15 protein-coding genes and 1 pseudogene are annotated in these 17,030 nt (G+C 56.7%); 11 read left to right on the plus strand and 5 right to left on the minus strand.

Annotation, left to right across the window (positions count from 1 at the left end; translation table 11 throughout):
* Positions 1–394: 394 nt before the first annotated feature.
* Complete coding sequence (locus tag FEZ62_RS05995) at positions 395–1,855, plus strand: anion permease (protein WP_069898139.1); 1,461 nt, start codon at positions 395–397, stop codon at positions 1,853–1,855.
* Between the two features lie 156 nt (positions 1,856–2,011).
* Here the strand turns inward: FEZ62_RS05995 and FEZ62_RS06000 are convergent.
* Both FEZ62_RS06000 and FEZ62_RS06005 read right to left on the minus strand, forming a co-directional pair.
* Positions 2,012–3,790, minus strand: a pseudogene (locus FEZ62_RS06000) (DUF4105 domain-containing protein); the annotation flags it as partial.
* Between the two features lie 201 nt (positions 3,791–3,991).
* Entirely contained in the window at positions 3,992–5,677 is a 1,686-nt protein-coding gene (locus FEZ62_RS06005) for a cation:proton antiporter family protein (protein WP_172927145.1), read from the minus strand.
* A gap of 268 nt (positions 5,678–5,945) precedes the next feature.
* Here FEZ62_RS06005 and FEZ62_RS06010 point away from each other — a divergent pair, with 268 nt between their 5' ends.
* The 5 genes from FEZ62_RS06010 to FEZ62_RS06030 all read left to right on the plus strand — a co-directional run bounded on the left by FEZ62_RS06010 (position 5,946) and on the right by FEZ62_RS06030 (position 10,959).
* Positions 5,946–8,441: an ATP-binding protein gene (locus FEZ62_RS06010; RefSeq protein ID WP_172927146.1), complete on the plus strand. Its 2,496-nt coding sequence runs from the start codon at positions 5,946–5,948 to the stop codon at positions 8,439–8,441.
* A gap of 193 nt (positions 8,442–8,634) precedes the next feature.
* Positions 8,635–8,976, plus strand: a complete 342-nt coding sequence (locus FEZ62_RS06015; protein ID WP_069898136.1) for a hypothetical protein — start codon at positions 8,635–8,637, stop codon at positions 8,974–8,976.
* Positions 8,977–9,166: 190 nt separating this feature from the next.
* A complete protein-coding gene (locus FEZ62_RS06020) occupies positions 9,167–9,661 on the plus strand; it encodes a TIGR00645 family protein (protein ID WP_069898135.1) in 495 nt (164 codons plus the stop codon).
* A 139-nt stretch (positions 9,662–9,800) separates the two neighbouring features.
* Entirely contained in the window at positions 9,801–10,106 is a 306-nt protein-coding gene (locus FEZ62_RS06025; protein ID WP_069898134.1) for a DUF6482 family protein, read from the plus strand.
* Between the two features lie 235 nt (positions 10,107–10,341).
* The gene (locus FEZ62_RS06030) at positions 10,342–10,959 is read left to right on the plus strand and encodes an FKBP-type peptidyl-prolyl cis-trans isomerase (RefSeq protein WP_069898133.1); all 618 of its coding nucleotides are present in this window, start codon (positions 10,342–10,344) and stop codon (positions 10,957–10,959) included.
* A gap of 83 nt (positions 10,960–11,042) precedes the next feature.
* Here the strand turns inward: FEZ62_RS06030 and FEZ62_RS06035 are convergent, their stop codons facing one another.
* Together FEZ62_RS06035 and FEZ62_RS06040 are read right to left on the minus strand one after the other, a co-directional pair.
* Entirely contained in the window at positions 11,043–11,270 is a 228-nt protein-coding gene (locus tag FEZ62_RS06035; RefSeq protein WP_069898132.1) for a hypothetical protein, read from the minus strand.
* Positions 11,271–11,494: 224 nt separating this feature from the next.
* On the minus strand, positions 11,495–12,463 hold the full coding sequence (locus tag FEZ62_RS06040) for a polyprenyl synthetase family protein (protein WP_069898131.1): 969 nt from the start codon (positions 12,461–12,463) through the stop codon (positions 11,495–11,497).
* Between the two features lie 245 nt (positions 12,464–12,708).
* Between FEZ62_RS06040 and rplU the strand changes: the two genes are divergently transcribed.
* The 5 genes from rplU to FEZ62_RS06065 all read left to right on the plus strand — a co-directional run bounded on the left by rplU (position 12,709) and on the right by FEZ62_RS06065 (position 16,536).
* Positions 12,709–13,020, plus strand: a complete 312-nt coding sequence (rplU, locus tag FEZ62_RS06045) for a 50S ribosomal protein L21 (RefSeq protein WP_069898130.1) — start codon at positions 12,709–12,711, stop codon at positions 13,018–13,020.
* 87 nt (positions 13,021–13,107) lie between these two features.
* A complete protein-coding gene (rpmA, locus tag FEZ62_RS06050; RefSeq protein ID WP_003281574.1) occupies positions 13,108–13,365 on the plus strand; it encodes a 50S ribosomal protein L27 in 258 nt (85 codons plus the stop codon).
* A gap of 240 nt (positions 13,366–13,605) precedes the next feature.
* Positions 13,606–14,823, plus strand: a complete 1,218-nt coding sequence (gene cgtA, locus FEZ62_RS06055; RefSeq protein WP_069898129.1) for an Obg family GTPase CgtA — start codon at positions 13,606–13,608, stop codon at positions 14,821–14,823.
* A gap of 108 nt (positions 14,824–14,931) precedes the next feature.
* Positions 14,932–16,050, plus strand: a complete 1,119-nt coding sequence (proB, locus tag FEZ62_RS06060; protein ID WP_090509485.1) for a glutamate 5-kinase — start codon at positions 14,932–14,934, stop codon at positions 16,048–16,050.
* Between the two features lie 42 nt (positions 16,051–16,092).
* The gene (locus FEZ62_RS06065; RefSeq protein WP_090509794.1) at positions 16,093–16,536 is read left to right on the plus strand and encodes a CreA family protein; all 444 of its coding nucleotides are present in this window, start codon (positions 16,093–16,095) and stop codon (positions 16,534–16,536) included.
* 113 nt (positions 16,537–16,649) lie between these two features.
* On the opposite strand, the gene rpsT is transcribed toward FEZ62_RS06065, so the two are convergent.
* Positions 16,650–16,925: a 30S ribosomal protein S20 gene (rpsT, locus tag FEZ62_RS06070; protein ID WP_069898126.1), complete on the minus strand. Its 276-nt coding sequence runs from the start codon at positions 16,923–16,925 to the stop codon at positions 16,650–16,652.
* Positions 16,926–17,030: the final 105 nt, after the last annotated feature.

Below are 17,030 nucleotides of genomic sequence, written 5' to 3' on the forward strand. Positions count from 1 at the left end.
GTGGGATTTATGGAGCGCTTACTTTGTGTAATGAGCTACATGCAGCTTCTATGCTGCCACAGCCTATAACCCAGCCGATATTCCTGACTAACCCAGTCAGTCGAGCGCTGTGACACGGATTTAGAAACTATTGTTAAGCCACTAACTAAGCCCGGCTATCGCAGCGGACGATGGCGCTGTTACAGCGCAGTCATTTCTCAGTCTTGCGCACAACTGCCATGTCTCCCCCGCCAGAACATCCATCTCTATTGATGCAAGACACATCAGGCTCCGGCAACAACCAAGACAATAGCGCGCCGTGGCTGGCTTTACGCCGCAATTTTCGGGCCGCCAGCTATAGTGAATCAGCAGCATCCGTGAATTAATTTTTCTGCGCTGGAGCAAGGAGCGCCGCATGTCCTACGCAAAGCCGATCCCCTCAATGGTCGCATTGGCTCTTGGGTTAATTATTTGGTTTGTGATTCCAGTGCCAGAAGGGGTGACCCCGCAGGCGTGGCATCTGTTGGCGATCTTCATCGGTACGATTGCGGGGATTATCGGCAAGGCCATGCCGATCGGTGCGCTGGCAATTATCGGCATCATGCTGGTTGCTATTACCGGGGTGACGAGTGACAAGCCGAGCCAGGCGATAGCCGATGCACTGAGTGGCTTTTCCAATTCGCTGATTTGGTTGATTGGTATCGCCATCATGATTTCGCGGGGCCTGATCAAAACCGGATTGGGCAATCGGATCGCGTATTACTTCATCTCCATTTTTGGTAAGCGCACGCTCGGGATTGGTTACGCGTTGGCCATTTCCGAGTTGACGCTGGCGCCGATTACGCCGAGTAACACGGCGCGTGGCGGGGCGATCATGCATCCGATCATGCGCTCGATTGCAGACAGCTTTGGCTCAACAGCGGAGAAGGGCACTGAGCGCAAAGTGGGTGAATACCTGGCGCTGGTGAACTACAACGCCAACCCAATTACTTCGGCGATGTTTATTACCGCCACAGCGCCCAACCCACTGATTGTGAGTTTGATTGCCAAGGGCACCGAGGCGAATATCACGATCAGTTGGGGCATGTGGGCATTGGCCGCCTTGGTGCCAGGCATCGTTTCGTTGCTGGTGATGCCGCTGGTTTTGTATTTCTGCTTCCCGCCTGAATTGAAGCAAACCCCGAATGCGACGGCATTTGCCAAGGAAAAACTCAGTGAGTTGGGCGCGTTCAAACTCAATGAGAAAATTTTGCTTGGAGTGTTCGCCCTCCTGCTCTTGCTGTGGGCAGGTGTGCCGGCAGCGATTTTTGGGCCGGAGTTCAAGTTTAATGCGACCACTGTGGCCTTCCTTGGGCTCTCAATTTTGCTGGTGACCGGCGTGCTGACCTGGGATGACATCCTCAAGGAAAAGACGGCCTGGGATACCATTACCTGGTTCGCGGCGCTGGTAATGATGGCCGGTTACTTGGGCAAGCTGGGCTTGATTGGCTGGTTCTCAGGCGTCATTCAACAAAACGTCGGTGCGCTGGGCTTCGGTTGGGCTGGGGTGATTGCGATGCTGGTGTTGGTGTATTTCTACGCCCACTACTTCTTTGCCAGCACCACCGCACACATCACCGCGATGTACGCTGCATTCCTCGCCGCCGGTATTGCGCTGGGCGCTCCGCCGTTGCTGCTGGCGCTGATTCTGGCGTTCTCTTCTTCACTGATGATGTCGCTCACTCACTACGCCACTGGCACCGCGCCAATCGTCTTTGGCTCCGGCTTTGTGTCGCTGGGTCGTTGGTGGATAGCGGGCTTCATCATGAGTGTTGTCAACTTGCTGATCTGGGCGGTCGTCGGCGGCGCGTGGTGGAAGGTGTTGGGTTATTGGTGAAACGAATCCAGCTCGGGCACCCTTCGCTGCAGTCGTGCGCAGTGCGATGAGTCTGGATTTTGCTAGCACAGCTTGAATGGCTGGCGCCCCATCAGATGGAGCGCGGGCCAAGGTGAGGCTGCGCAGGCAGCAGTTTTCAGCGACTATTGCTCACTCTCAATAGTCGTACCACCTGAGTTCGAGCTTCAAGGTGTTTTCCGGTGTACTCAAGTGGCTGAACTCGCGTTCTGCCGCCAGGCGCAGGCCAAGGTTGGGTGAGATTTCCCACTGTTGGCTCAGCGCCATGCTGCGGCGAACTTCGCCGTTGATGAAGTAATCGTTATTGACCTCGGCGAGCATGTTGCCCAGCGGGTTGCGCCACAGCAGGCCTGTGTTGAAACCGGCGGCAGGCACCAGATAGGCGGCGAAGTCACTGTGGTGCTCGATACGCATGGTGGCGAGGGCAAAGGCTTGTACGTTGTCTGTCAGGCTCCAACTGCCACCCGCACCGCCGTTGATATGCGCGGCTAATACCTCATCGTCGTCTTTGCCGGGCACGCGTTCGAAGCCCGCGGCAACTTGCCATGACAACGGCTTGAGCAGTTCGCTGCGCGGCGTCAGCGAGCGGATGCTGACCAGATCGAGGTTCTGCAGCTGCCAGTGGTTGCCTTCGTACTGGCGCAACTTCATCTGCATGATTTCAATCTGCGCGCCTGCCGGGAATCCATATTGGTTGTCGTTGAGGTCGTGATACGCCATGCGCAGGCCGTACTCGGCAAACGCTTTGTCGCCGCGGCTGCCTGCGCCCAGTTGCCAAGTGCGGGATTCATGGCCTTCTTCCGGTAACCCTGGTCGTTCTACTGCAAGTTCGGGCGGTGGATTGCTGTTGATTTCACGCAGCAGGTTGAAGCTGCGCTTCACGGTTTGCGGTTCACGACCTTCACCGCTGGCGCGATAACGCAGCAGGCGGAATGCGGCATCGGTAATCAGCGCGCGGCGTGCTTGTCCCAGCTTCTTGAAGTTTTCGTCTTCAAGGGCAATGTCTTCATCGGCCAGGCGTTCAACCCAGACAAGCTCGCTGGCAGTAAGTGGTTCGGTGCGGGTGACCAGTTCACGCTCCCGTGAGGGGCGATAATCCGTGCGCTCGATCAGGCCTGCTTGTTTGATCGCCCGAACGGTGTCAGTCGGAATCGCGGTGATCGGGAACTGGTTTGTCAGCTCAAGGCCGGGACGCGCGATTTCAAGCAGTTCGAGCAGGCGGAATGAGCAGTTCTCATCGAAGAAGAAGTAATCAAAACGGATGTCTTTGAGTTCCCACACGTGCTGGATCATGCGACGGGTTTCAACCGGCGTCAGGTTCAGCCGGTATTCCCACAGGTCACGGTTTTCCAGGCTGCGGTACTCGGCCAGTTTCTCGCGATAGGGCACCAGTGAGAACAGCCCCGGATAGCCGCCCATCAGGCCTTTCCATGCATACAGAATGCTGTTGTCCATGCCCTCGATGTACGCGCCAAAATTCAGTGCGTAGCTGAGCAGGGCGGTGTTGTTGGTGTCGATGTCGGCCTGATCAATGCGCAGCAACGTGTGGCCAAACATGGACGACGGGCTGTTCAGGTAGGCGGCGGGAAACACCAGCACGGTGCTGTTAGGGGCGACATCGGTCATCCACTTGTCGTATTCGGCGCACGTCGGCTGCGGCAAGTCGCTGAGCTTGAGTTGTTCGCTCAGCCAGCGAGTACGGGCCGGATACCGACACTGTGCATGTTCGTCGTTCAGCGGCGCAGGCTGGTATATCGCTTCAAGGGTGGCGCGCAGCTCTGCTTGCGGGTTGCTGGCGCCATCTTCGGCAAGGAAGAATTTCTGCTCATCGACGTAACTGCGCCAACCGCCGAGCTTGCCGGTTTCGTAATGGCCGAGTGCAATCCAGTACGGGTCGCTGGCCAATTCGTTCAGGCGGGCTTCGTTCGGCATTGGGTTTGCCTGCGTCGCGCCGGCGATGCAGAGCAGCGCAAGGGGTAAAGTCCGTTTCAAGTAACACTCGTGGTTGTCCGCCGATGATGCCTGAGCTTTGGCGATGGAGCCGTAAAGTGTCAAGCGCAACACGCAACCGGCCCTTTCAAGGCCGGTTGCGTGTTGCGGATATTGTCTGTGTGCGTGTTAGTCCTGTGCCGGCAGAGCATCAACGTGCGGCGGCGCGGCTGGCTTGGATGCCGGCATGCACTCATCAAGCAGGCGGCGGGCAGCGCTTTCGGCGGCGTCTGCATACGGGATAAGCACACTGCCAGCGCCGGCATGACGGAACGCCTCGGCGTCGCCCTCATGGAAAGCGCTCAAGGTGATCTGCCCCTTGAAACCGTTGCTACGCAGGGCGCGAAACAGAATCGCGTTGACCTCGCGCTGGGGAATGGTGCTGACCATGAGTTTGGCGTCATGCAGCGGCAGATGAGCCAGAAAGTCGGCGTCTTCTGCGTCACCGTAGCAAACACTCAAACCACGGGCTTTCGCCAGCTTCAACTCGTCTGGCGCAAAGTCCACGCCGAGCACGCGTTTGCCAGCTTGTTGAAATTGCTCGGCCAATAGCCGCCCGTAGCGGCCCATGCCATAGATAATAATTTCCGGATGCCGGACCCGATTCGGTGTGTCGGAGGCTGTCTCGCGGTAGGCAACTTTACGCTCAAACAAACTCAGCATTGGCGCCAGGCGCGCAAACAGTGGCTGGGTATACATCGCCATGTGAGTCGACAGGGTAATTGTGATCAGCGCCACCAGCGTGATCAGGCCCAGCGCGGAGGGATCAATCACCTCGAGGCCGACACCGACGCCGACAAAAATAATCGAGAACTCACTGATCTGCGCCAGCGTCAGCCCCGCGACAAATCCGGTGCGCTTGCGATAACCCAGTGCGCCGACAATCGGCATGATGATCATCGGTTTACCGATCAGGACAAATGCCGAAAGTACCAGCGCTGGAAATATCTGACCGTTGATATGACTGAAGTCGAGCTGCATGCCCAGGTAGAGGAAGAAGAACAGCAGGAGAAAGTCGCGCAAGCTGGTCAGGCGGCTTGAGATGGCTTCGCGCAGCGGTGTCGAGGCCAGAGACACGCCCGCGACAAATGCCCCAAGCTCTTTGGACAAGCCAAACGATTCGGCAATGCCAGCCAGCGCGGTGCCCCACGCCACTGCAAACAGCATCAGCAGTTCGGGAGAGCGTGACATGGCCTTTAGCAGCCACGGCATGGCCTTGCGCGATATCAGGTAAATCCCGGCCACGGTAATCAGCGCCAGCACACCTAGCCAGAAAAGGCTCATGGGTTGTTCAGCCGTGGCTTGTTTAGGGCTGAGCAGGTTGAGAACCAACATCGACGCGACTACAACAATGTCCTGAATAATCAGGATGCCCATGGCGATTCGGCCATGCAGGGAGTCGATCTCTTTTTTATCCGAGAGCAGTTTGACCACGATAATAGTGCTGGAGAAGGCCAGCGCCATTGCCATGTACAGCGCCATGCTGCTGCTCATGCCAAGCAAGATGCACAGCCCATAACCGAGCCCGAGGGTCAGCGCTATCTGGCAGGTGCCGGCGATCAGTGCAACGCGGCCCAGAGAGCTGATCAGTTGAGTGTCGAGTTTGAGTCCGACAACGAACAACAGCACGGTAATGCCGATTTCGGCGAGCAGCGCCAGTGGCTCCATTTCACTGCTCAAACCCATGAAGCTTGGGCCTGCAAGAATGCCGACAACGATGTAGGCGATGATCAAGGGCTGTCGCAACTTCAAGGCAATCGCGCCAAACAAGGCCGATAACACCAGTAATGCTGCGACTTCCTGAAATAAGCTCATGCGTCTGAATCCCTGATAGATGTATTGAGCATAACGCTTGGGCATCGGGCGAAAGCTGCGTTGTATCAGTATGGTGGCAGTTAGCCGTTGTGAAAGCCGAACATGACGCGGCGAATCAACGTCGTATAACTGCGACGTGTGTTGCCATGTCCCATGAGTTTTGCCAGTGCGCTACACAACCTTGCACAGATATGCGGTTATCGCTTGTCGAGGCGGCTCGATACAGCCATGATTTCTCATGCGTGTGCCCCTCGTACAAGGATTTCCAATGCCAGACTCTGTTGCTACCCACCTGCGGTTAGCGCCTGAAGCTCTAACCCGCCCGTTTTCTCCTGAGCAATTCAACTTTAGCAACACAGATGATCTTGAACCTTTTCGTGGTGTTCTCGGCCAGGAGCGTGCCGTTGAAGCGTTGCAATTTGGCGTGGCGATGCCGCGTCCCGGCTACAACGTATTTGTGATGGGCGAGCCCGGTACCGGGCGTTTTTCATTTGTTAATCGCTACCTCAAAGCTGAAGGCAAGCGCATGGCGACACCGGCTGACCGGGTGTACGTCAATAATTTTGATGAGCCGCGCGAGCCGCGTGCATTAGAGCTGGAAGCCGGGACTGCCGGTGAGTTCATTACCGATATCGGGCTGCTGATCGACAACCTGCTGGCGACATTCCCGGCGGTGTTCGAGCATCCGTCGTACCAGCAAAAGAAGAACGCGGTCGACCGGGCGTTCAATAAACGCTACGACCAGGCGTTGGATATTATCGAGCGCATGTCGCTTGAAAAGAGCATTGCCCTGTACCGTGATAGCAGCAACATCGCGTTTACCCCGATGCTCGAAGGCAAGGCGCTGGATGAAGCTGAGTTTGCGCAACTGCCCGAGGCTGATCGGGAGCGTTTTCACGCCGACATCGCCGCGCTTGAAGAATGCCTCAATGAAGAGCTGGCGAGCTTGCCGCAGTGGAAGCGAGAAACCAGTAATCAACTGCGTCAGCTCAACGAGGAAACCATCACTGTTGCATTGCAGCCGCTGCTGGCGCCGCTTTCGGAGAAGTATGCCGAGAACGCCGGCGTGTGTGCCTACCTGCAGGCGGTGCAAGTCAATCTGCTGAAAACCGTGGTTGAGCAGCTGGTTGATATCGAGAAGACCGATATCCCGCAGCGCAAGTTACTCGAAGAGCAATACTGCCCGAGCCTGGTGGTTGGTCATCATGCGCACGGCGGCGCGCCCGTGGTATTCGAGTCGCATCCAACCTACGACAACCTGTTTGGCCGCATCGAGTACAGCACCGACTCCGGGGCGATCTACACCAGCTTCCGGCAATTGCGCCCCGGCGCATTGCATCGTGCCAATGGCGGCTTCCTGATTCTCGAAGCCGAGAAAATGCTCAGCGAGCCGTTTGTCTGGGATGCGCTCAAACGCGCCCTGCATTCGCGTCAGCTAAAAATGGAATCGCCGCTGGGCGAGCTGGGGCGGATTGCCACGATCACGCTGAGCCCGCAAGTGATTCCTTTGCAGGTCAAGGTGATCATTATTGGCGCGCGCCAACTGTATTACGCGCTGCAAGATCATGATCCGGACTTCCAGGAAATGTTCCGTGTTCTTGTCGACTTCGACGAGGACATTCCGTTGGGCGACGAAAGCCTTGAGCAATTCGCCCAGTTGATGAAAACCCGCACCACCGAGGAGGGCATGGCGCCGCTTACGGCGGCAGCGGTAGCGCGTCTGGCGACATACAGTGCCCGGCTGGCTGAGCATCAGGGGCGGCTGTCGGCACGCATCGGTGATTTGTTCCAACTGGTCAGCGAGGCTGACTTTATTCGCCAACTGGCCAATGAGACCGTGACTGATGTCGGCCATATCGAGCGGGCGCTCAAAGCCAAAGCTACGCGCACCGGGCGTGTTTCGGCGCGGATTATCGACGACATGCTGGCCGGGATCATTCTGATCGACACGGCCGGTGCGGCGGTCGGCAAGTGTAACGGGCTGACGGTGCTGGAAGTGGGTGATTCCGCGTTCGGCGTTCCTGCGCGAATCTCGGCCACGGTGTATCCGGGCGGCTCGGGGATTGTCGATATCGAGCGTGAGGTTAATCTCGGCCAGCCGATTCACTCCAAGGGCGTGATGATCCTGACCGGGTTCCTTGGCAGCCGTTACGCGCAGGAATTCCCGCTGGAGATTTCCGCCAGCATCGCGCTTGAGCAGTCGTACGGATACGTGGATGGCGACAGTGCCTCGCTGGGTGAGGTGTGCACGCTGATCTCAGCGCTGTCTCGCACGCCGCTCAAGCAGTGCTTTGCGATCACCGGCTCGATCAACCAGTTCGGTGAAGTTCAGGCTGTGGGTGGCGTCAACGAGAAGATCGAAGGTTTCTTCCGCCTTTGTGAGGCGCGTGGGCTGACGGGCGAGCAGGGCGCAATCATCCCGAGTTCCAATGTCTCGACGCTGATGCTCGACGAGAAAGTGCTGAACGCGGTGCGCGCTGGCCAGTTCCATATCTACGCGGTGCGTCAGGTGGACGAGGCGCTGAGCCTGCTGGCCGGTGAGCCTGTGGGAGAAGCGGATGAGCGCGGTCAATTCCCGGCGGGCAGCGTCAATGCGCGGGTTGTTGAGCGTTTGCGCGCGATTGCCGAAATGGGCATGGGCGAGGAGGAAAAAGACGAAAAACAGGACAAGGACGAAAAAGTGGTCAAAGCTGTAGAGGAGAAATCTCAAAAGCCTGTACCCGCCAAGGAGAAAAAGCCACGGGCGCCAAAGTCCGAAGGTTGATTGAACAGGGGCGTCGGAGCCGCATCACTTGCGGCGCAGTCGATGCTGGGGAAGCCCGCTGATTTGGACGTTTTGCGCGGCTTTCCCACGGTTCATCCACACAGTTATCCACAGGTTGAGTGAATAACTGTGTGACCCTCCTGCAAGTCTTGGCGGTGACTGGCAAGTGACCAATCTTGCGAGGGTTGCCGTCATGTCACGAAGCCTATGTCTCACCCGTCAATGCTTGGGCATGGTCACACGCATCGAGTGCGTGGTGCTGCCATTGGCTGGCGGTAATGGGCTCTGGACCCTGATTTGCGCGGCGGGTCTGTCCGGTGAGCAACCGACGGCCATAAAGGCGCAAGGCCCATTCTGCGGGCCTTTGGTGGCCGAAGGGGTCTTGGCTGGGATTGCCGATAACCTGATCGTGCAGGGCTATTGTGAATGTTGTGACCTGCCTATCTGGCGTCTGCACATTCAAGCGCAGTTACGGCAATTGAACGGAGAGCGTAGACGTAATTTCGGCGATTACCAGTTTCATCCAGAAACTTAATTCGCCGTTGTACAGGGATGGCGCTACCCTTCGCGGGGCTTTAAATCAAGGCTTTTTACCGATAAAAGCGCTGCACTTGAAAAATGTTATCCACATTTGCCCAAGATAATTTTTTAAAGGTGTTTCAGCGCCTTTTTTGGCGGGACATGGCTGGGTATACTCCGCTCCGGTTCAACCTTTGTGAGACACCATGGAACGCTTTATTGAAAACGCGATGTACGCATCGCGCTGGTTGTTGGCGCCGATCTATTTTGGCCTGTCGTTAGGGTTGTTTGCCCTGGCGCTCAAGTTCTTCCAAGAAATTTTCCACATTCTGCCCAGCATCTTTTCGATGGCTGAGGCGGATTTGGTGCTGGTTATTCTGTCGCTGATCGACATGGCGCTGGTCGGCGGGCTCATCGTGATGGTGATGCTGTCGGGCTACGAGAACTTTGTCTCGCAACTCGACATCGAAGAGGGCCGCGAGAAACTCAGCTGGTTGGGCAAGATGGACTCCGGTTCATTGAAGATGAAAGTGGCCGCGTCGATCGTGGCGATTTCATCGATCCATCTGCTCAAGGTGTTCATGGATGCCAAGAACATCCCGGACAACAAGTTGATGTGGTACGTGATCATCCACATGACCTTTGTATTGTCGGCCTTCGCCATGGGTTATCTGGATAAGCTGACCAAGCACGACCACTGATCCGGCAGCAGTAAAACGCCCATCAAACCGCCCGGCCGTTGCAAAACGGACGGGCGGTTTGCATTTAGCCTTGAGCTTTTGTTTATTTGTACAAGAATAAATTTTGTATAAGTTATGTATAGTTATCGAGGCGGCGATCATGAATCTTCAAGAATTGCGTGGGCATGCGCTGGCGGGTGAGGTTGATGAACTCAACCTGATCTCCATCGAAGGCGGTATCTATGTACTGGAGGTGCAGATGGATGGCATCGCCTATGGCTTTACCGATGCGTCCGGGAAATCGCAGCATATGCGCTCTATTGAGCATGCCCGTGATGTGCTCCACGAGTTGCCCAGGCTGCCGTTCAACCTGGTCCACGCGGTGGTGCATGATGAGATGTGCGGCATGCCGGACGGCCCTCAGGATACCTTGCGCGTGCCCATCTCGATGAACTCGCAGTGGTAGCCTTTCCAAAACGTGTTGCTGAGTTTCTGTGAACATTTGAACGGCGAGTGATCTGCGCCGTTCGGCAGATGGCTTTTGGCGCTCGGCAGCGCCCTTGGTTTGGATCCGGCCTGATCGCCAACTCATTGATCTGGCTCAAATAGATTTACCTTCGCGGTGTCGGGTGTTCGGCTGGGGCGGCCTTTGCTTCTATGCTAGGCTGGCCGACCTTTTCAACCCCCCTGCGGAGCGTTACATGTCCGAACTTAATCTTGCTACTGATGAAACCCGCGTCAGCTACGGCATTGGCCGTCAGTTGGGTGGCCAACTGCGTGACAATCCGCCACCGGGTGTTAGCCTCGACGCTATTCTGGCGGGCCTGACCGACGCTTTCGCTGGCAAAGAAAGCCGCGTCAGCGAAGCTGAGCTGAATGCCAGCTTCAAGGTTATCCGTGAAGTCATGCAGGCAGAAGCTCAAGCCAAGGCTGAAGCTGCTGCTGGTGCGGGCAAAGAATTCCTGGCCACAAACGCTGGCCGTGATGGCATCACCGTTCTGGCTTCGGGCCTGCAGTACGAAGTACTGACCACCGGTGAAGGCGCCACGCCGACCCGCGAAGACACTATCCGTGCGCATTACCACGGCACCCTGATCGACGGCACTGTGTTCGACAGCTCCTACGATCGCGGCCAGCCAGCAGAGTTTCCGGTTGGCGGCGTGATCGCCGGCTGGACTGAAGCCCTGCAATTGATGAAGGCTGGTAGCAAGTGGCGCCTGTACGTGCCGAGCGAGTTGGCTTACGGCGCGCAAGGCGTTGGCAGCATCCCGCCGCACAGCGTGCTGGTATTCGACGTAGAGCTGCTCGAAGTTCTGTAAGTCGAAGCGGCAGACGCTGTACTGGTCTGCCCGGAGATTCCCTGCCGACAGCGTTGCTGGCGGCAGGGCTCTCGTCTGTCAGCTCAAGGGTGCAATGCCTGCGAGTAGCAAAACAGAAACAGATTGCGCACCAATTCCTTGATCACCACTGGCTCGTTTGAACTGAGTTCATGCAGGTCCAGGCCGCCTTGTTCGCGGAAGGCTTCAAGTGCTTCATCTTCCAAGCTCGCACATACTTTGCCGGTGTCGCGTTCGAGAATACGCACATAAGGTTGTGGCCGGTCGAGCCATGCATCAATCAAATAGGTCATGAGTGTTCTCCTTGGGTACGCCAATGAGAATAATTCTTATTCAATAAATAGCAAGGGTCAATTGGACATCTATTGATTTGCGTCAGGCGCCGGCCGACGACTGGCAATTCAGTTCAAGTTGGGGGCGAAGAGCGGCGCCTCGGATGCGAGGCCGAGAGCGTGTGTGCAGGGAGAGAGGAGGGCGCCTGACGAAGCCGCAGATGCGACCTCGTCAGTCTATTTGCTTAGTGGGTGCGGGCTACAGCGAAATGGCTCAGCTCAATCAGTGCCTGGCGATATTCGTTGTCCGGCAGTGCATCGAGGCAAGCAATGGCGCGTTCGGCGAAATCACGGGCTTTCTGGGCGGTGTAGTCGAGTGCACCGGCTGCTTCAACTGCATTGCGAATGCTTTCGAGGTCTTCAATGCCGCCTTTTTGAATCGCCTGGCGAACCAGAGTGGCTTGCTCGGCGGTGCCTTCGCGCATGGTGTAGATCAGCGGCAGGGTTGGCTTGCCTTCTGCAAGGTCATCACCGACGTTTTTGCCCAGCGCGGCCGCATCGCCCCGGTAGTCGAGCAGGTCGTCAACCAGTTGGAAGGCTACGCCAAGGTGGTCCCCAAAGGTGCGCAACGCTTCAGTTTGCTCTGGAGTTGCCTGGGCAAATGCCGCTGCGCTGTGGGTCGAGGCCTCGAACAGCATGGCAGTTTTGCCGCGGATGACTTCCATGTAAATCGCTTCGGTGGTGCTGGCGTCGCGAACTTTCGACAGTTGCAGCACTTCACCTTCGGCAATCACGCGAGTGGCCTTGGAGAGAATCTTCATGACCGGCATCGAGCCCAGTTCGACCATCATCTCGAACGAGCGCGAATAGAGGAAGTCGCCTACCAGAACGCTGGGCGCATTGCCCCATTGTGCGTTGGCGGTTGAGCGGCCACGGCGCATGTCGGACATATCGACGACGTCGTCGTGCAACAGGGTCGCGGTGTGCAGGAACTCGATAGTGGCGGCCAGCAGGCGCAGGTTTTCATCCTGCACACCAAGGGCTTTGCCGCTGAGGAGTACCAGCAGTGGGCGCAAGCGCTTACCGCCGGCCGAAATAATGTAATCGCCGATTTTCTCTACCAGCGGTACACGCGATACTAGTTGTTGGCGAATGATGCCATCAACAGCGGTAAAATCGTCCGCCACCACGCGGTAGAAAGCTTGGGGTTGCATTAGTTGCGCAGGCTCCTCATATGTAGCGCGGCATGCTATGGGGCAGGCTAAGGCCTGTCAAGGCAAGAGCTTGGGGGACTTGCGCTGGTTAAGAAGCTTGCGTACAATCGCGCACCCTGAACTTCCCCCTGGGCATTTCCCTGCCTTACGCAATTGCAAGGGCGTCCTTCCGGCCCCAAGCAGCCATGCCAGTCAATAGCTATTCCTATAAAGCACTGGGTGAGCAGGATTAACGGAGATATACCATGTACGCTGTAATTGTTACTGGTGGCAAGCAATACAAAGTCACCGAAGGCGAATTCCTGAAGATCGAGAAACTCGAAATCGGCACTGGCGAATCCGTCACTTTCGATCGCGTTTTGTTGATCGGCAACGGTGACGACGTTCAAATCGGCGCACCAGTTGTAGATGGCGCTAAAGTTGTTGCAGAAGTTGTGTCGCAAGGTCGTCACGATAAAATCCGCATCATCAAGTTCCGTCGTCGTAAGCACCACATGAAGCGTCAGGGCCACCGTCAGTGGTTCACTGAGATCAAAATCACCGGTATTTCGGCCTGATATTAATCAAGCCAAGACGCCGCTGAAAATGCAGTGCTTTTAGTACGGTTTTCAGGGGTTTCTGACCCTTTATAGGAGTATTGACTCATGGCACACAAAAAAGCTGGCGGTTCCACCCGCAACGGTCGCGACTCAGAAGCCAAACGCTTAGGCGTTAAGATGTATGGCGGCCAGGCTATCAAAGCAGGCAACATCATCGTGCGTCAGCGCGGCACCCAATTCCACGCTGGTTACGGCGTTGGCATGGGTAAAGATCACACTCTCTTCGCTAAAGTCGAAGGCGTGATCAAGTTTGAAGTAAAAGGCGCCTTCGGTCGTCGTTACGTGAGCGTTGTCGCGGCCTAATCGCGAGAATGTGAAAAGCCCCGTCCATGCGACGGGGCTTTTTTGTTTCTGTATTCTAGGGGTTCTTGCCAAACTGTCCTGGCAGTGCGCTTATTATTAAGTGCTGAGCTTAATTGAGCTTTTGGTGCAGGCGACGTGCTGATTTCGGCGCGCGATGCTTTCATTAGGGTTTAAGGGCAATTTTGCAAGCACCCAGTGTTCCTTGTTTGTTAACCCGCTTTTTTTGCGGGAGGCGTACCCATGAAATTCGTCGATGAAGTATCGATATTTGTAAAGGCTGGCGATGGCGGCAATGGCTGCATGAGCTTTCGCCGTGAAAAATTCATTGAGAACGGTGGCCCTAACGGTGGCGACGGCGGTGATGGTGGTTCGGTGTATATGGTTGCCGACGAAAACCTCAACACCCTGATCGACTATCGCTACACCCGTCGTTTTGATGCCCAGCGTGGCGCTAACGGCGGCAGTACCGATTGCACCGGGCGCAAGGGTGAAGATCTGTTCCTGCGCGTGCCGGTTGGCACCACCGTGATCGACTCCGGTACTCAGGAAGTCATTGGCGACCTGACCAAAGCCGGGCAAAAGCTGCTGGTGGCTCAGGGTGGCTGGCACGGTCTGGGTAATACCCGATTCAAGTCCAGTACCAACCGTGCGCCGCGCCAGACTACGCCGGGCAAGCCGGGTGACTCGCGTGACCTGAAGATGGAGCTCAAGGTGTTGGCCGATGTGGGTCTGCTCGGGCTGCCAAACGCAGGCAAGAGCACGCTGATTCGCGCTATCTCTGCGGCCAAGCCGAAAGTGGCAGATTATCCGTTCACCACCTTGATCCCGAACTTGGGCGTGGTCAGCGTCGATCGCTACAAGAGCTTTGTGGTGGCTGATATTCCGGGGCTGATCGAAGGCGCTTCCGAGGGCGCGGGTCTGGGTATTCGCTTCCTCAAGCACTTGTCGCGTACGCGCTTGTTGCTGCACCTCGTTGATATGGAGCCGCTGGATCTGACTGATCCGGTGGAGGCTGCGCAGGTTATTGTCGACGAGCTGACCAAGTTCAGCCCGGCATTGGCCGAGCGTGATCGTTGGTTGGTGCTGAACAAGGCCGACCAGATGCTCGAAGAAGAGCGCGCCGAGCGCGTGGCTGACATCGTTGCGCAGTTGGACTGGAAAGGCCCTGTGTATGTGATCTCGGCTATTTCCGGCGACGGTACTCAGCGGTTGTGTCAGGACATCATGACTTACCTTGAGGCGCGTGCCGAGAAGATCGCCGAGAACCCGCAGTTCGCGTCCGAGCTGGCTCAGCTCGATCAGCGCATCGAAGATGAAGCGCGTGCCCGCTTGCAGGAGCTGGATGATCAGCGTGCCCTGCGTCGTGCTGGCGTCAAGAGTGTCGATGATGTCGACGAAGACGACTTCGATGATGAGGATGACGACGACGGCCCGGAAATCATATACGTCCGGGATTAAGCAATTATTCAACGCCGCTTAACAGCGGCGTTTTTGTGTAGAGTTGATCCGTTGCAGGGCATGGGCTCTGCAAATCTGTAGTGCGCTTTTTGGTTGGGGTTGGAACAAATGCGTGACAAGGTGACGAGTGCGCGGCGCTGGGTCGTCAAGATTGGCAGTGCGCTGCTGACGGCGGATGGCAAGGGCCTGGATCGCGACGCGATGAGAGTCTGGGTGCGGCAGATGGATGCACTGCGTGCGTCTGGTGTTGAATTGGTGTTGGTCTCATCGGGTGCAGTGGCTGCGGGCATGAGTCGCCTTGGCTGGAAAACCCGACCGAGCGCCATGCATGAGCTGCAGGCTGCCGCAGCCATTGGCCAGATGGGTCTGGTGCAGGCGTGGGAGTCGAGCTTTGCCGAGTTTGATCGTCGCACTGCGCAGGTTCTGCTGACTCACGATGACTTGTCTGATCGCAAGCGTTACCTCAATGCCCGCAGCACGTTGCGTACGCTGGTCGAACTTGATGTGATTCCGGTCATCAACGAGAACGACACGGTGGTGACCGACGAAATCCGTTTTGGCGATAACGACACTCTGGCGGCGCTAGTGGCCAATCTGGTCGAGGCCGACTTGCTGGTGATCCTGACTGACCGCGACGGTATGTTCGATGCCGACCCGCGGCACAATCCTGATGCCAAGCTGATTTATGAGGCGCGTGCCGATGATCCGGCGCTTGATGCAGTCGCCGGCGGCGTTGGCGGTGCGTTGGGGCGTGGCGGGATGCAGACCAAGTTGCGTGCGGCGCGACTGGCAGCGCGTTCCGGTGCGCATACGGTCATTGTGGGTGGTGCGATTGATCAGGTGCTGGCGCGCTTGGGTGCGGGTGAGCGTCTTGGGACCTTGCTTGAGCCGGAGCGCGGCATGTTGGCAGCGCGTAAGCAGTGGCTTGCCGGGCACTTGCAGACCCGCGGAACTCTGGTGCTCGATGAAGGCGCAGTGAAGGCCGTGGCCAAAAATCGCAAAAGCTTGCTGCCAATCGGCGTGAAGGCTGTCAAAGGCAGTTTCCGGCGCGGCGAGATGGTGGTGTGCGTGGCAGCGGATGGTCGTGAGATTGCGCGCGGCCTGGCGAACTACAGCGCCTTGGAGGCGCAAAAAATTATCGGTCAGCCGTCAGATGCCATTGAGCGTTTACTGGGCTATGTTGATGAGTCCGAGTTGGTTCATCGCGATAATCTGATTCTGGTTTAAAGGGAGTGCGTGCGGATGCTGGGATTTAGCAAGAAACTGGGCATGTTCAGCGTTTTGCTGGCAGCGCCGCTGCTGGCATCCGCCGAGGAAATCGGTGAGGTCTCGACGGTTTTCAAATGGATGGGGCCGAACGACAAGATCGTCCTCGAGGCGTTTGATGATCCTAAAGTTGAAGGCATTACCTGCTACCTGTCGCGCGCCAAGACTGGCGGCATAAAGGGTGGCCTGGGTTTGGCTGAGGATCGCTCCGAGGCCTCCCTTGCGTGCCGTCAGGTTGGGCCGATCAGTTTCAAGGGTGAGTTCAAGGATGGCGAAGAGGTGTTCAAAGAGCGCACTTCGCTGGTGTTCAAGAGCATGCAGGTGGTGCGTTTCTTTGACCGCAATCGCAATGTGCTGATTTATCTGGTGTACAGCGATCGGGTCATTGAAGGCAGTCCGCACAACGGCATCACGGCTATTCCGATCATGCCCTGGCCAACTAAATAGCGTCAGGCTGTTGTGTGTGCAGGCTGAGGTTTGCGCGCTAATAGTAGATTTGACTTTATTGCAGGCAACAAAAAACCGGCCGAAGCCGGTTTTTTGCAAGAACTTACAGCTTATTAAGCTGCAGCTTGGCTGAGTGCCTTGATGTGGGCATTCAGACGGCTCTTATGGCGAGCAGCTTTGTTCTTGGCAATGATGCCTTTGTCAGCCATGCGGTCGATGACCGGAACAGCTGCGGTGTAGCTAGTTTTAGCCAGCTCGAGATCTTTGGCGTCGATAGCCTTGACCACGTTCTTGATGTAGGTACGTACCATGGAGCGCAGGCTGGCGTTATGGCTACGACGCTTCTCAGCCTGTTTTGCGCGTTTTTTGGCAGAAGGTGTATTGGCCACCGTCAAGCTCCTCGAAAATGGGGGGTTACAAACAAATAAGGCCGCGAATCATGCCGAGATGAATCGCTGCTGTCAAGTCCAAAGACATTTCCTGGCGCTAGCCTG

The organism is Pseudomonas sp. MS19 (genome assembly GCF_013277615.1).
GTDB lineage: Bacteria > Pseudomonadota > Gammaproteobacteria > Pseudomonadales > Pseudomonadaceae > Aquipseudomonas > Aquipseudomonas marincola.